We start from the raw sequence: 16,349 nt of genomic DNA, 5'->3' as shown, positions 1-16,349 counted from the left end.
TTCCTCCGAGCCTATTTTTTCGCCTGTAAAACCAGCGAATACTTCGCCATTTCAATCACCCGGGCATCATCAGGGTCAAGATCATCACGACTCAGCACCAGCCGCCAGTCGTTCTTGCGCACATCCGGGGTACGGTACTGAGCAACCACTGCAACATACTGCGCCTGTTCATCCATCGGCATGGTGAAAGTGAGAGTCTGTTCCGGACGAACCTGGATTTCTTTCTTTGCCACCAGGTCATCGCTGAGTGTCGCCTCGGCGTTGTCCACCAGCGCGTTGTAATCGGCTTTGTCGAACGCTTTGCGGTCTTTCAGTTGCCAGACCTGTACGCGGGTTGCAAGCGCCATACTGTCTTCATCGGGATTCAGTTCAGCACGGGCACGGAACTGCAGATGAACAACCTTAACCTTCTTGTAGAACACCGCTTTGGCAACACTTTTACTGCCATCGGTGACGCCCTGGGTCAGTCCGCAACCCGTCAGAAATGTGGTAAACAGCAGCGTCAGCAGTAGCGGTAATGTGTGTGATTTACGCTTTATCATCATATTTCGTCGTCAATCTCCGTGACGTTACGTTGGTGGGGATTCAGTTGCAGCCCTTCGTACCAGCCGAGTTTAACGGTCAGTCGGGCAGGCATATCCGGGTCAGGCTTATCGCCGTCATCGTCCTGGCCCAGCAGGAACGAGTAGCCCATGTAAGCAGCATCTTCACCGTTGTGTTTCACGCTGAGACGCGGAGCCGGGAACAGTCTTCGCGGCATGGTCAGAGTGATGTGGGCATCGTATCGCCAGCCGAGATACACCCGCAGCAGTGACAGCAGGTCCTGGAACAACAGCTGATGCGGGGGCATCCAGCCACGCGCATCCGCTTTGCTCTCGGTGTAGAGCCGGATTTCTACCGCGCTGTTGATATCGGTTGCAATGCCGCCGAGTATCGGGCGGTCATCGAGGAAAAACGTCCCGTCGAGCCGGGGCTCAGGCACTCTCACTTTGCGTCGGTAGTTTGGCACGATTGTCGCTTCCGTATCCGGGGTGACCATCCGTACCAGTTGTTTCAGCCCGTCAGCGGTTTTACCGGGTTGATGCAGCATGTCGAGAATGCCGAGGAAGCGTGACAGCGGTACATCGAAGTTATTTTCAGTGCCGGGAATACCCAATCCGCCAATGCCCAGCAAACTCTGCGAGATACGGTCTGTGCCGCCAGGCTCAAAGGTTGCCGGGTAGTTGTACTTCTTCCAGATACGGTAGAACTGCGTCAGAATGCGGTGGTTGAAGATATCGAGAAAATGCTCAACCGTGTCATGGCCTTCGCGTCGCTGGGTGATATCGTCAATGTAGGCCGTTGGCAGCGGTGAGTCGATACCGTACAGCCCCATAAAGGTGGTTCTGACGGTGGGGGGTGATTCCGGGTCATCATCAGGATTAACTTCAATGCCCTTAAACTCACTGGCCGGAAAGCCCATTCCCGGATGGGGCCGCATACGTACCGGGTCGTTCTTTATCTGTGAGGTCGTGCCAATGGGCGGCAGTTCAGGATGTCGCTGCTCCAGCCACTGCATAAACCGGTAGAAGTTGGTGTAGGGCAGCTGCTTACCAAACTTCTCCTCCAGTTCGGTGAAGGTCAGTTGTGATTCTCTTTCCATCGCAGGCATTTTCCTGACGGCTCCAGTATCAGTGTCAGACGGTTATACAGGTGCATATCAGCATACTGTGCCAGGAAGCGGTTCAGCAGGGAGCCAAACAGCCATACATCCCCTTCACCGCTGAAATGGTCGGTGTTGAGGGTCACTTCAATATCCACGCCACGCATCAGGTAGCGCTTCCACTTCTGCAGTCGCCAGTGTTTAACGTGGGTGATTCCTGCCAGCTTGCACCGACTCTGTTCATCATCAGACCAGCAGTGAAGTGCCAGGGTGTTGCGCAGTACTTCAGCATTATCCATCATCCACAGGAAACTACTGCCGCACTGGCTCAGCATCTGCCAGTGGAAGCGGTCGCGTTGTGGTGGGTAGGCAGCGAGCGTCGGGGTGCTGAGGTTCATCACCCGGACGGGGGTCTGAGTGGCACTCTCCAGCGTATCAAGCAACACACTCTGCAGGACCTTGCGCGGCAACACGCCATTGGTGCCGGTGAGACTCAGCGCAAGTGGTTCTTCGGGGTTCTGGCGTTCACGTTCAAATTCATCCCCGCCGAGGGTCAGGGTGGTTTCATTGCGCCCTGACGGGCCGCGTTTTATGCGGGTGTGGTAGTAACGCGCCGGACGTTCACGGCGCAGCATTCCGCCTTTATGCTGAAACTGACGGAACGGGGTATAGACGGCAGCATCTTCCGAAAAGGAGGTTGCCACTTGCTCCACGCCGAAAATCTCGGTATGCGGGTCACTGTCACGTAACGGACGCAGCGGGTATTCGGTCTGGTAAGCATTAATCGACAGCGGTCGTGCATCCAGACGGAACAGATTCACCACCGGAACACAGTGCAGACGCAGGTTCTCTTCGCTGAGACTGAAATCTGACGGCCAGAACTCGCTGAGCACAAACTCCAGCTCAAACCACTGTGGCTCTTCCGGCCAGGCGATGGTTTCCAGCCCGCACAGGTCGACGAACATAAACTTCTCGCGGAAAGTGAAATACTCCAGCAGTCGCAGATGCTCCGGGTTCTGAGTTTCTTCCACCGGCCAGACCGTTGAGTCTTTCTCAAAACCGGTAGCCCGGAAGCGCCCGTCAAATGGCTGGCGGTCGATATTCCCCGGCAGACGGACATAACTCCTGGCCACACGGCGGGTCAGGTACAGATGCAACAGCGAAGCCAGCGGTGTATCGCCATGCAGATAGACCGGCAGGCGACTTAAACCCACCTGTCGCCAGTCAGCGTTGGCTCCACAGCTAAAGCGCATCCGTAGGACATGCTGACCGTCTGGTTCGGTGAATAGCCCGGCACTCTGTAGCTCAAGCGGGTTGAGCACCAGTTCACGACTGGTGCGATAGCGGCAGCGAATATGATGATCGCCCACCGGCTGAGACACGACCTCGCTGTGCTTATCCAGCACCTCGGGGAGTTTGAGTTCGTCAGCGTCGGGGGCAATCTCCACCACGCAGACAGACGGTAAAGGACGCAGCGCATGCGGCCACAGGCGGCTTATCAGCCCTTCGGTCAGCTCGGGAAAGTCATCATCCAGTTTCGCGCGCATCCGCCCCATCAGGAAGGCGAAGCCCTGGAACAGTTGCTCGACGGATTCATCAGCGGTGCCGGGTGTTGCAAGTCCCATTTCCCGTGCACGATCCGGATGCAGTTTTGCGAACTCCCGCGCAGCATCACGCAGGTAGCGCATCTCGGCATCGAAGTAGCGGAGGGTTAAATCTTCCATGGTAACCCCCGTCAGAGAATCGTCTTCGGAAAGTTGAAATAATCCTGATAATCGATGTTGATGACTTCACCGAATGCCACGTTCAACTCATCAGAGAACCGCTTTACTTGAATGAAGGCATTTTTGAAATCGTGCACTATTTCCAGATAATCGGTAAATTTCGTGACAGGGATAATCCTGACAACAGTGTGTTGCAATGCCTCTGATGCCGCATTGAAGAATGTAATAAGTGCGATTTCAAAGGATTGATGTGCCTTAGGTTTAATAGTCACGCCACGACGCTCCACCAGTGCGTAGCGGGCAAAGAACAACAGCTTCAATTGGTTAGCCTGATTCATCATACGCAGTGAGTCACTGGTTATCTCAGCAGTATGGCGGGAAAAGGAATCTTCGTTTTCTATGGCTGCCATCTTCGCCATTATCTGCGATACAGAGAACGTAAAGTCCAGTACCTTAGGTACTATGTGGTGCAGGTCATCAAAGAAGGTATTAGCCGCATCATGTGCTCGCTCCATGTTACGACGGTGTAGCCAGCGGCAAGCAAGGAACAGGCCACCGCCAGCGCCCAATGTAGTTGCGATGTTGCTCATGACTGTGGTCAGGTTGTTAAATGTATCTAAAGTCATAGTCACTGTTTCATAAAGGAAAGTTACACAAGAAGGAGGCACTTACTCAGACGGATTGTGCCGTTCATAGGCATTGATGAACCTCATTGCCGCCTGATAAAAGTTTTCCCGCCATGGATGCATTTCCCTTGTCTTACCATTTCCCTGAATGTAAGCAATCGGTGTACTTCCCAGCCGTTTGCCAAGACTCACGGTCGTCGTTGACCTTAATTCAGGGGGAACCCATACTGCCTTCGGCGCTGTGATGCAGTAAAGGAAGTTATCTCCACCATCTGTTGGAGCGATCCCTGTTCCATCGCCTGGGAAAATGGTTCGCTCTTTATACTTCTGCACGAACTCTGCATCTTTATACCAGCCCACAATTTTTAAGGGCTTACAGCCTTCTTCTGCAGCAACCAGAATCAGTAGCCAGTCGTCATGTTCAATCGGACGAGGAGCATTCTTCCGTACTGGAGGGATATACACTTGATAATTACCATCATCAGGATGCTGGAAGAAATTATACTTCTCGTGAGCTTCACGATCCTGAATGTAACCGTGTCGGCCCAGAACCTGATCCCCTTTGTACCGTTCAGACCAGCCGCATTTAATGAATGCGATATTTTTGTTGGTAATCATTGTCAGTCCTTCGTTAGTTCGGTCACCAGAGTACCGGCAACGCCAGACCACGGTGATATCACGTCAACAGCCGTCATTCGGTAAACACCTGCTGCGGCAACCGGAATCCTTTCAACGCCAACAGTGCCAGTGGCCCTGAACCCGATTCGGTACGCATCATGTAGTTCAGGCTGTAGCCGTCTTTGGTTCTCCAGCTCACCCGGTACGTGCTGTTATCGACGGCGGTGACACTGGCATTATCCAGCAGGCGGATCAGGCCCCAGCTTCCTGAGTAATCGGCATAAATACGTTCACCGGTTGAGGTGGTCACCCAGGTCAGTGTGGTGCGTGGCTTCCACTGGCTGTCGGGCCAACTGAAATTCTGCCACTGCTCCTGCTGATTGTGGTAATCGAGCTTTTGCTGGTCGAGTAACAGCGTGGTCTGCATCACGTCACGGCCAGGTTTACCCATCAGCGCAAAGTGGATGCTGGCATCACCACCAGTGAACGCAACATCGGCCAGAGTACTCAACTGGTTCAGGGCATTAAGGAACGCCGGGTTGAAGTGCAGCCCCTGAGCAGCGATAGCATCCGGCACCCAGGTTCGGCCCTGTTTACGCAACACACCACTGAGGTTCTGCTTCACAAACTGCGTGATACGTCCAGTATCGCCTCGCAGGTACTGCGACAGCAAAGGCAGAGAAGCATCACTCTGTTTGTTCGGTGAGAACGGCCAGCGGTCGTTAAAGTCATGCTCCCAGTCTCCAACAATGGTCTGCTGCCACTGGTTGTTAATGCTGGAAGCGGTCGGGGAAAGCACCTGCTGCCAGGCCTGCGTCATCGGCTGGACAAATACCGTTTGTCCGAAGCCGCTCCACTCCTGCCCCAGACTCGCGGCCACCAGGCTACCGTAATCGCGGGTGTCGGTGATATCGACGGATTTGCCCTGGAATACCGTTTCCGCCAGTGCCTGCATCATTGCTTGCGGGTCAGCGGCTCCGGTTACTTGCTGTAGTTTCAGACGGACCCGGGTCACGCGGGTGAGGAAGGTCTGCAGGCTCAGGCTGTTGTTGCTGTCACCTTTGCTGCTCATCAGGTTCAGCACCGGCATGAAAGTGTCATCCATCGGGCCATGCGGACCGCTGTTCTGGTCGATGCTTTTCTGCTGGTCGCTGTTGAGGAGGTTTTTGGCCGATTTCACCAGTGAGTCGCTGAGCGCTTCCTGCTGCTGGCCGGTCCGCCCCTGAATGTTGAGGGTGTTCATCAGTGCCACCAGCGGTGACTGACGCACATCGGCCAGCAACGTCAACTGGTCAATCGCATCGGAGAGCGTGGCGGCCTTCTGCCAGCGCAGGCTGTTGAGAAAGTCGAGCCAGGCTCCAGCATAGTCGGTGAAATAGCGCTGTGTCAGATGCGCCTGGAGGGTTTGCGGGGAATAGTCCTGACTGACCGGATGTTTGTTATCGCTAAGTACCCAGTCGATTTCCTCGCGGCGGGCGTTTGCGACTTTCTCTATCGCCGGTTTAATCGCATCTTCCCAGGCCTTGCGGGTAAACATCCCCGGCACCACTTCATCGGTGGTGAACAGCCGGGAGGCATCGGTATCACGGGTCATATCGGTCAGGCTGAGGTCGGCGTAATTATTGGCGACCTGTGACAAAACTTTCTGATACAACGCAGCTTCGCCATTACGCATACCGATGGTACGTAGCAATGCGCTGCGGCTGGCGGAAACCAGCGCCATATCGGGCTTCATCGCCCATTCAGGGTGCTCCGGCATATGCTGCGCCAGGAAAGTCAGTTGCTGATTACCTTCAAATTGCCATAAACCGGGGCTGATACCCTCACGACGCGGCCAGATACCGAGAGTGGTTCTGGCAAAGAAATCTGCATCCATCTTCTGCGGACGAGTCAGCATCAGGTACGCTTTGAGCCAGTTATAAGCATCCTTACTTTTCGCGCTGCGCTGCGGGTCATTCACCGGCAGACTGTTCCAGTCGCTCAGTGTTTTCGCCAGTTGCTGTGCAGCACCATCACGCAGTGACGGCAGTGCGATACGTGCATACTGCGGCCACAGGGCATTGAGCTGTGCCTCGTTCTGACTGAGCCCCATTCGGCTGTACCACGGCACTCCGTGCTGCTGACGGTAATCGAGCTGGTCGATTTTGTGCTGTAACTGACTGACCGCAATCATCCGGTTATCGCCAGAGAGTTTCGGGTTCTGCGCGGCCTGCACCAGTTGCTGAGATTCACTGATGGCGCGATGATTAATAAACGCTGAGAACAGCAGACCGCAACCCACCACCAGCAGGACAGCCAGCGCCAGGCGATAAAGAATACGCTCCGGGCTGAATCCGGCGCGGGCGATATGCAGGGAAGGCAAATCGTCGAGAATGGCTTTCCAGCTATTATCTGGCAGCCATCGCTGGGTATCAGCTTCCTGTGCTGCCACAGGAGGCGCAAACATCACCCCACGCAGTGGCACCGCATACGGCCCTGTGAGCAAGGGCAGACTCAGACGATAGAATTGTTTCGCCGCCCCTTCACGAAGTTGTGCGGCCATCTGCAGCAGAAAAGCAAAACGCGTGTCGGTCACGCCCTGCTGGATACCGGGCTCTACCAGATGCGCCGGTAAATCCTCCAGCGAGGCCACCAGTTCATCAGGTGTACTGTGGGCTGGCAACAGCGTACCCACAGGCTGAGTGACACGTCCCTCCTGAGCCCAGGCATAGCTCTGCACTTCCCACAGATACAACGGCACCTTCCAGCCGAGTTTTTTGTAACGCTCCGTCAGCTGACGGGCAATGCTGTCAGTCTGCATGGCCTGGCGTAAACCTGCATCATAGGCCAGCACAATGGCACTGACCGCGCAGCGCTTAAGTTTTCTCAATGCGGTCAGGCGGACACTTTCAGCCCCGGAGGTCAGGTTACCGCCCCAGACAGCCACCACACCGTTAGCTTCAAGCCATTGTGCTTCGGTAATCCCCGGAACAATGAGTCCTGCCTGGTGTGGTGTACCGGTAATCACCACAAAGCGCACACTGCGTTTCCAGTAACGCCCGTAACGATGCTTCAGGTAATCCCTTATCTCCTGCACAAAAGCCGGTTCTGCGTCTGTTTTTATTTTTTTGTTTTCTTCTGCCGCTCCGGGGGATTTGGGCTGTCGCTGACGGTAAGTTCGCCAGAGTGCAACAATACCGGCTGTCACAGCCACCACCACCAGCCAGCAAATTGCCTGCTGCTGCAGACTCAGATGCCAGCGGGGACCAAGCCACCAAAGCAAACCCGCGCTGACCAGACCGGTCACCGCTATCACAATCAGACTGCCAGAAATACGGGATGTGGGATTACTCATTAACAAATGCTCCTGCACTGACGCTGCAGAACGTCCGTGTATGCTGTCCTTCGTGTAATAAAACCTGCGTTCCCTTTCGGTATTGCGCCATCTGCATCATCAGGGAAATCGCAAAAAATAATTCCCCCTCACCGGTTTTACCCAACCAGTGAGGAAGATACTGTTGTGATAATTCGGGGGTTAGTACATCGGGATTCGCGTCACGCAGACACGCCGCCCGCGCAATCATGAATGAAGGGGCGTTTACCATTGCGATCTCATTGACCCACAAATCAGCGGCCTGTAGTGCCAGCGGCTGGTAGTGCAGAAATTGCCGTGCCGCGTCGTTAAATCCGCCAGTTGCAGTCATCGGACGATGCAGGGTACAGCGTACCGGTAATACCGACTCTCCCTGAGAGGGTTCCAGTAACCAGGCAGTTGCGCCCTGAGTAAACGCCTCTTCCTGCCAGTCTGCATGCACCACCAGCGTTCCGGTTTTGTATCCCGCTTCTGCTGTGTGCTGATAAACATTGCTGAGCGTACTTTTTCCGCTTTCAACGGCAGAAAATGCATTCAACGGCAGCCCCAGCGCGTCACGAACCTGGTGGAAGTCGCGGCTGCTGATAGTTTCAGGCAAAAGAACCAGGAGTTTGTATGTGCGAAGAAAAGTACGGATTTCCGGTAGCATTGGTACAAGCAACTCGGTCAGCAAAGCAGTATGCCCCGGATAGTTCCCGAGGCTAAACGCGTTATCAACCGCTACGGGTTGCGGTTTGAGTGAAACGGCGGGAAGTTCACGCGGGAACAGTGCATTGATTGCCAACACCGAAACACCTTCCTGTGCCCAGCGCCGCCAGTCATGCTCCAGCAGACGGTTATACTCCGCAATACCTTCGGCATGCTCACCATCGACACCGGAACGAAACAGCATCCAACCAGCCAGAAGCGCACAAACCAGCCCCCAGGCAATCACGCTACCAAAGGTATATAGCCAGATTCGACTGTCTTTAAGCAGAAACCATCCGCCAACCCCAAACAGAACAATCAGCAGACACGCAACCGAACAGAGCCGCCACCATAATGACCAGTTAGCCGGTTTTACATCAGGGACGGGATCAGGTTGCGGGATCTTCCATTCCATTAGCGATCCTTAGCCTGAAAATACAGTATTGGGAGTACTGCTGATGACCTGGCAGCCACACTCACAGTAGTACTGATCAAATGCCAGCTCACCACTGTCAGAGCGCCATTGCGGCGTACTACCTGTAATACGGTTGATGCCATGCCCCTGCTTTGGGCAGCTGACCAGATCGCCAATACGGGATGCAATAATCCCTTCAACCTTGATCGTTGAAGTTGCCGAGATCACTTCACCACCACTGGTGAGTTTGTCGCCTTTGCGGATGATGCCTTTAGACATTGGAGATCCTTCTCAGTAGTAATAGTAATAGCTTAACCAGCTGCTTTTATCGGGCATAATGCGATCTGCTTGCTTCGGCGGTCCACTTTTTAACATTTTCTTTGTGAGTTTTTTTAGGTTTATTTTCTCAGCATTTTCCAAACCTAATGCTGTGAATATTCGTTGAGCCATGATATTCGTTGGCTTAGGTTTTTTTAACATTTTACTATAAATAAATGGACAGCTTATTGCACCTAAAGCTAAAGCGACTACACATACACGCCAAAGACCTTGAATATATTGATAACTAAAATGAAAACCATCTGCAAAAACTCCACCTACAGTAAATAATCCAATGATAATTATAGGCAAAATAAAACACCCCCAAGCTTCAGAAGTAGCTCTTGCACGAACACCTTGATAACACCGTGGCAAGACAGAAATGACATTCAAATCAGGGATAGCCAGTGCGTAGACTTCGTAGTGTCCATTTTGTTTAGTCGCTACAAGCTCAACGTAATCGCCTTTCTGTGCGACGACCCTTCCTAGCCAGCCGTGAAATGAAATTCCATTAATCTTTCCTTTAACAAAATCGTAGCCATCACTCATACGAGTTTGCTCTTGAGAGTTAACGGAAGCAGCTGCTGACTCCCCGATCATCGCCAATAAAACGCTCCCCCATTGGCGGCGAGATTCTTGACGAGAAAATTCTTCAGGCTCATATTCCCTGTCGGTAAAATAACCACGAACATACAAAATTTCGATTTCTTCTAATATACCACTTAACTTTATCAACCCTTGTTTTGGTGGCAACACTGGCAACGGAGGTTTATTTCCTAGGGTTTTATTTAGTTCATACAATTCAGCTTTGGCATTTTTTATTTTCTCATCAACATCCAAAGCAGAGTCAGGATAATCTTGTTTCCACTGCATATCAACTTCAATACTAGTTTCCAGGGTACTTTTTCTGCTTTCTAATGCATTGAAGTCTATAGCATCTTTGATATGGCGAAGAGTGCTCATTGGATCACCTTTAATGCACTGAGTAAAGTTTCTTTTTGTTTTTCAATTTTATTCTTGCGTTGTTCATTAAGCCCAATGTACTCTGTCGAAAGTAGCTCCTTTTCCGCCTTCACCCCAAAGACTGACTTCTCACACCAGATTTGCAATTCATTTCCATAATAAAGAATTAACAACTGATCTATTAGATATAATCCAATCATAACCTCCCATCCCGCAATCCATGCAATAGATTCCATTGTTGCAAATGCCATTATTCTTGTAGTGAGAATGCCTCCACTTGCTATCAATTCCCGTTCTATAAGCAATACCAGAAGTTCATTAAGCGCATTTGCTGCAATTTTCATGTCAACACCAACCTTAACAGCAGAGAGCGTAATATACCCCCACCGTTGCTCACCCATTATCTCTGAGACTCCAGCAGAAACATCAACAGATAGTGTTAATATTGAGGCAACTGAACCAGCCCCTGCACCAGTCCACTTAATACTGCTAGTTAAGGTCTGATTTTTGATTCCATGTTCGATTGCGGGCATCACAACAGATGTAGTTGTATTGATTGTACTAGCTAACGCCGAGAGGTATTTACTCAGTTCTTTAGCATCTGTAGGATTGTCCGCTTGTTTTTTTGCCTGATTTTTATATTCTAGAATGTTGAAAAGTAGAACAAGAAGTTTGATCCTTGCTTTCTTGAGAACTTTTTCACCCTCAGCAGATTGAGCAAACTTGTCAAAATTCACTTTATATTTATTCAGATTGTTCACCCGATTCTGAGAAACGTCGTTGCTAACGTTACTCAGCACTTCCTGCCGATAAACATCGCCAAACTCAAGCTGTGAAACTGAAAGTGCTACGGCGTTATTAAACGGTACACCCGACGCAACTGTTATCAGCGACTTGTGCAACATTTCTGTCATACTGTCAAGGCCGTTTCCCAGACGGGTATAGCTAAAGAATCGATCGCCCATCGTGGTCAGCTTGCGATCGGTATGGAGCATGGCGCGGGACCAAGAGGATGTGGGCGATGGATTTCCCGCCACAATATCATTGGCTTTTGCATACGCCTTTACGAATTTATTGCTCAGCGTAGAAATAGCTGCCAGATAAGCTTCTTTATTCGCTTTTGCAGGGTTCCCCCTGGACTGGCTTAACACGTTCATAAACGGCTGTGTTTCTTCAATGACTTCAGGATTGTTCAGCATCCATGAGCGCCAGACAATATTGTTGGCATCCGTCGCTGCATAGGCATCAATCTGTCCATCCAGATACTCTGTACCCGTATCCGTTAGATTCAGCGAAGCCATCGCATAATCCACGATTTCCTGATAGCTCAGATTATCCTCAACACGAGTGGAATAAAAATCCTGACTGCAAAGGATGAAATGCGAGTCTTTCAGCCACTGCACGCGCAATGCTGCCAGCGTTTCCAGTTGCTTCGCCAGTTGTTCGCAAAAAGACGCATGACACTTATGAAATGCCTCTCTTTTCTCCTGGTTCAGACGCCCGTTATATTTCTCCCAGTCATGAGCAAATTCCGTTTCACCTGATTTGATCGCATTGATATGGGCTTTGCTTCGCAGTTGAGCAATATCTTCATCACTATTGTGGCCCTGCGTCATACCTGCAATGATGCCCATGTTGTAATCAACATCATGCAGCGCCTGAGCCCGATTGAGTTCTCTCAGCTGGTTTTTTACACCGTTTAACCAATAATCAGAGGCAAACTCAATCGACAGATCGTCCATCCATGCTTTGTGCAACCCGGCAAAATCATCCCCAAATCCTGCAAGCTCATGAGCAATACCCACAGGATCTTCAATTGCCATCACTAGCGGAGTGGTGTCCTTGCCGTATTTATTCTTGCCCTCATGCCTATTCTTCAGCGCCTGCATGGTACGGGGAGCTCCGCCGATACGGCTCTGGCTCCACGGATAAATGGTTCCCTGGGGTTTGACGTCGTGTTCTTCAAAGTTGTACCAGGGGGCTTTCGGTTCGGTCTGACTGATACGGCGGATCGTCGGGTTATACGGTAGCTGTCGCGACGGATGGGTCATCCCGCTGTCTTTATAGTCCAGAATGCTTTCCAGACTGCCCGGAGAGGCAGCAGTAACCCCAAGCGAATTGGCTGGCGTTGTCCACTGCCATGATTCCAGACACTGCATACGCTTTTGACGCAAATCAGCATCACTGGCGTATCTCTCCAGCGTTTCCGACATCCATTTGGACGGTGAGAATGCAAGCCAGGTGTTTCCTTCCAGCGCCATTTCATCGAGGATCATCATTTCCAGATTGGTAGCCTGATGTTTCGGTGAGCTACAGTCCGGGGTTTTCTTGGGCTGGGCATATGCGCCTGAGGGCTGTTTCCACAGACTGCCATCTTCACAAATCGCCCAAGCATCCCAGTGCTGGCTGAATTCATAGAACACATAGATAAAGCCCTGCCGCATGGCGCGTAGTGCATAGCTGTATCCAGGAACCGGTTTGTAGGGTTCAGCATTTGCCGGTGTCGCCCAGGCAGGAATACCGCCTGTGATATTGTCGGTGACGACAGCATAGCGGGCAGGAATGAGCGCAGGTCCTTTCACCATGCACATCGGGCAGTTATTCATATCAGGGATAAATTCGGCCATTACTGATTCCTTTCATTCAGTTCATCGCACAACTGCGGATAACGGGCTTCGGTCAGTACTGTGAGGCAAGCGATATAGCTGGCTTTCAGGTCACGCTCTCTCGGGGAGAGCAAGATCCGCACATCCGGATGGGTATCGAATTGTGGATGCCAGTGCAGGCAATCCAGCGCGAGTAACTGCTGGTCACGTTCGTTAGTAAAACCATGTTGTGATGCAGCCCGTTCAAGTGCGTGACAGACAATGACAGTAGCCGCCTCCTCATCGTGGCGTTGGTGATGAATGTGCAGGCTGCGATAACGCTCAAGAGTCCGGTTAACTTTCCCTGTCACCTCAATCATTGCTTCATCTTCCAGCGACAGTGCCAGCGAGAATGACAAAAACGGTGATGAAGACGGAGTATGTTCACGGATTACTATCTGAGCGTCACCGTCCGGATAAATCCAGTGGCTGAGCACACCCAACCAGCGCTGATGTTGCAGGGAACTGAAGTGTGACCAGAGCACACTGTGAACAGCCGGGTCGTAGTAACGCAGCAATATCTGTGAATGGTCACTCAGGGATTGAATAGCGGTATTGCCCAGTTGTCGGGCAACCGTTTCGGCATCAAACGGGCTCAGCAACCAGCCACAGACTGCACGACCGTTCCCCTGACTCAGATGGTCAGGATGCAGTTCCGTCACCGCAAAATCTATACTGCTATTGAGCAGCGTTGCCTGCTGTGGGTTATCCATCTCAATGCTGATAAGCCACGGGTCGCTGTCACGGGTCAGAGATTCATGTGGTAGCACCACCGGAACGGGGTGTTCTGCTACCAGAACCCGAACAAACGAATGTTCAATATCGGCAGGCAGAGAAACAGGGTCCACCAGCAGATACAGGTTTTCACCACTGTCTTTCACGGCTTTTGTTATCGCGGTATGCAGCTGTTCCGCGCTGCGCTGACGTGCGCCATCACTATAATCATAATCCGTCATTATCGTTCCCTCTGTCACAGTGGTACGCTGGCGTTTTTGTTGCCCGCCGCTTTGAGAACGATAGACGGGCAGTGCTCAGGCAGGGTAATGCTGCTGGTCTGAGAGGCGGGACCGAGTTTCTCCAGCGTCCCGCATTTGATACTCACGTTACCTGAACCGCCCTCGACGATATTGCCGTCTTTCAGCTGTATCCATGCCCCACCACACTCCAGCAACAGTTCGGTTTTGGCCGAAATGGTGACCTTGCCGTCCTGACTGGTTATCTGCAGGTCCTTCTGAGCGAGCAAATCCAGGGCATCACTTTGCGCCTGAATGTCCACCTTCCCGGCGGCTGCATAGAGCTTGATACCGGCCATTTTGGCGAACAGACTCAGTGTGCTGCCCACGGCCATTCTGAAGGCTTTTGCGATGCTGAAATCTGCATCCTGCCCGGTGGTGGCAATCAGATTCTGACCGGCAGCAAGCTGGATGCTTGCCGGGGTGACCTGTGCGATACCTGATGGCGCTGAAAGCAGTAATGCCTGCTGTTGCAGGTCTTTCAGGGTGTTGTTGAGCAGTTCGGTTTGTTTCTGCACATCTGCCAGTTCAGCTTTTGCCTGTACTGCTGCAGTACGCAGACTGGCGGCTTCCTGCATCGCAGCTTCCAGTTCCCTGAGCGCAGGTTCCATCTCCAGCAGTTTGCCCTGCGCCTGTGGCTGAGCATCGGCAGTGATGAACACCCCTTTCGCCGCACGCATGACACCGTGACCGTCAGTACGCAGTTCCGCCCCTTCGCCACGCAGCTCCTTCGGGTTGTCCTCCAGCACGTTATAACCAAGGTTCAGCTCACTGTTTACATGCGGGGTTGAGAGGTGAACATGTTCTTTCTGGCGTTCATCCTGCAGACGTAGTTCGTTTGCCGCCGGAGTACGCAGAATATTGCGCTTATAGTTCTCAATCGTAACGTGGTCAGGATGCTGAGAATCATGCAGAGCAAAGGCGATAAACGGCTTGTCCGGATGACCGCCGTCGAACATCACTGAGACTTCCGTTCCGTCCAGCAGTGGCAGGTGCAGGCCGTAGGTGTCACCGGCATAACTACGCGCCAGACGCAGCCACGGGCTTTCGTATCCGGCTTTCCAGTCTGCCTGGTCGAAGTCGAAGCGCACACGGTAGCGACCCTGTTTGTCTATATGGCTGTAGATATCGTTGGCGGTAAGGCTGGTGACACGCGCCGGTAACGGCACAGTAATGCGCGGTCGGGCTTTAAGTGGCGGTCGCCAGTTGAGCTGGTCACTCCAGGCCATCCCCTCCGCGTGCAGCTGATAGTGTGAGCTGCGTGAAGCCGAGCTGGTGATGGCGGTAATCAGTATCCCTTCAGCAAAGGCTGAAGGAACGTGGCTGCCCTGTGGCTCCAGTACCTGACCGGGGGCAATAATGGTGGCGTTACTGTCGAGGCTCAGCAGATGCTGGCTGTTCAGCGCCCGCTCATGATGAAGCCGGGAGTAAAACTCACCGGTTTCAGGCGTGGTCTTCTGCCCCTGATAACGTTCCCCGGATGAAAGATACCCTTCGGCATACTGATGGTTATCTCCGTAAGTAGTTTTGTCATCATCATGGGTCAGGTCAGCCTGGGTGGTCAGTGGTTCACCGGCGCTGCGATAGTTATAGTCTTTATGGGATGCCGAGCGCTCCACAACCTGATGATGGGCCTTGAGGTGCCAGAGCGATTCCTGTCGGCTGTCGTTGGTGCCAGAGGGATTCACTGCGGGGATTTTTACACCATGCTGCCAGTCGCGACCACTGTCGGTGAAGGTCAGCACCTCGTGCTTTATCTCCGGGTCCATCTCAAAGCGGTAGCCGATGCCCACTTCCGAGAGCAGGCATTCGATAAACTCCAGGTCCGTCTGCATAAACTGGGTGATCAGTTCACGTTTTGGATAGCTGCCGCTTAAGCGAAACTCAAACAGCCAGCCCGGCCAGTTGTGGTTTTTTCTCAGAATTTGCTCAACCACATCCGGCACAGACTGATTCTGATAGATAGCAGTACGGCGGGATTTACCGAGAAGTTCGAGGCGCGGACGGAAGGTCAGGGAATACGTGGCTTCGTCACGGGAGGAGGACAGACGGGAGAAATGGGTGATAACGCCGTGTACCGAGCGCTGCACTTCCGGTTGTGTCGTGATACGCAATGCAGTTTGCGGCAGGCTCTGCATGATAAAGGTGACATCCTTCATCAGCATCAGTGACGGGTCGATATCCTGATTTGAACTGGTAAGCACGATATCGTAGCGGTAACACTCGCTCAGCGCTTCGCGGGCATCAAACGATTCCACATCCAGCGGGATATCGCAGCCTTTAATCTGCAGGTGATAGCGGTTGAGAGTGTCAGCGTTGAGCACGGGTGGCAGTGAGGTCATGGCG

General features: G+C 52.4%; 12 protein-coding genes. All 12 read right to left on the bottom strand.

Annotated features, from left to right (window positions below; all coding sequences use genetic code 11):
• Positions 1–11: 11 nt before the first annotated feature.
• On the bottom strand, positions 12–542 hold the full coding sequence (tssJ, locus tag ACLW56_RS18225) for a type VI secretion system lipoprotein TssJ (RefSeq protein ID WP_330985146.1): 531 nt from the start codon (positions 540–542) through the stop codon (positions 12–14).
• The gene (gene tssG / locus ACLW56_RS18220; protein ID WP_330985145.1) at positions 542–1,642 is read right to left on the bottom strand and encodes a type VI secretion system baseplate subunit TssG; all 1,101 of its coding nucleotides are present in this window, start codon (positions 1,640–1,642) and stop codon (positions 542–544) included. The genes tssJ and tssG overlap by 1 nt, the downstream gene beginning before the upstream one ends.
• Positions 1,621–3,366: a type VI secretion system baseplate subunit TssF gene (gene tssF / locus ACLW56_RS18215; protein ID WP_330985144.1), complete on the bottom strand. Its 1,746-nt coding sequence runs from the start codon at positions 3,364–3,366 to the stop codon at positions 1,621–1,623. Before tssF ends, tssG begins: the two co-directional genes overlap by 22 nt.
• Before the next feature lie 11 nt (positions 3,367–3,377).
• Entirely contained in the window at positions 3,378–3,956 is a 579-nt protein-coding gene (locus ACLW56_RS18210; RefSeq protein ID WP_330985143.1) for a hypothetical protein, read from the bottom strand.
• A 78-nt stretch (positions 3,957–4,034) separates the two neighbouring features.
• On the bottom strand, positions 4,035–4,610 hold the full coding sequence (locus tag ACLW56_RS18205; RefSeq protein ID WP_330985142.1) for a hypothetical protein: 576 nt from the start codon (positions 4,608–4,610) through the stop codon (positions 4,035–4,037).
• A gap of 73 nt (positions 4,611–4,683) precedes the next feature.
• A complete protein-coding gene (locus ACLW56_RS18200; protein ID WP_330985141.1) occupies positions 4,684–7,944 on the bottom strand; it encodes an ImcF-related family protein in 3,261 nt (1,086 codons plus the stop codon).
• The gene (locus ACLW56_RS18195; RefSeq protein WP_330985140.1) at positions 7,937–9,064 is read right to left on the bottom strand and encodes a hypothetical protein; all 1,128 of its coding nucleotides are present in this window, start codon (positions 9,062–9,064) and stop codon (positions 7,937–7,939) included. Before ACLW56_RS18195 ends, ACLW56_RS18200 begins: the two co-directional genes overlap by 8 nt.
• 9 nt (positions 9,065–9,073) lie before the next feature.
• Positions 9,074–9,343 (bottom strand): PAAR domain-containing protein, encoded by a 270-nt coding sequence (locus tag ACLW56_RS18190; protein WP_330985139.1) that lies wholly within the window; start codon positions 9,341–9,343, stop codon positions 9,074–9,076.
• Positions 9,344–9,355: 12 nt separating this feature from the next.
• Positions 9,356–10,345: a putative type VI secretion system effector gene (locus ACLW56_RS18185; RefSeq protein ID WP_330985138.1), complete on the bottom strand. Its 990-nt coding sequence runs from the start codon at positions 10,343–10,345 to the stop codon at positions 9,356–9,358.
• Entirely contained in the window at positions 10,342–12,972 is a 2,631-nt protein-coding gene (locus ACLW56_RS18180; RefSeq protein WP_330985137.1) for a T6SS effector BTH_I2691 family protein, read from the bottom strand. The genes ACLW56_RS18185 and ACLW56_RS18180 overlap by 4 nt, the downstream gene beginning before the upstream one ends.
• A complete protein-coding gene (locus ACLW56_RS18175) occupies positions 12,972–13,946 on the bottom strand; it encodes a DUF4123 domain-containing protein (protein WP_330985136.1) in 975 nt (324 codons plus the stop codon). The genes ACLW56_RS18180 and ACLW56_RS18175 overlap by 1 nt, the downstream gene beginning before the upstream one ends.
• Positions 13,947–13,960: 14 nt before the next feature.
• Positions 13,961–16,345 (bottom strand): type VI secretion system tip protein VgrG, encoded by a 2,385-nt coding sequence (locus ACLW56_RS18170; protein ID WP_330985135.1) that lies wholly within the window; start codon positions 16,343–16,345, stop codon positions 13,961–13,963.
• Between the last annotated feature and the right edge of the window lie 4 nt (positions 16,346–16,349).

Origin of the sequence: Pantoea sp. sgz302252 (assembly GCF_047713085.1) — a bacterium.
Classification (GTDB): Bacteria; Pseudomonadota; Gammaproteobacteria; order Enterobacterales; family Enterobacteriaceae; genus Scandinavium.
This window is presented reverse-complemented; position numbering and strand designations above follow the sequence as displayed.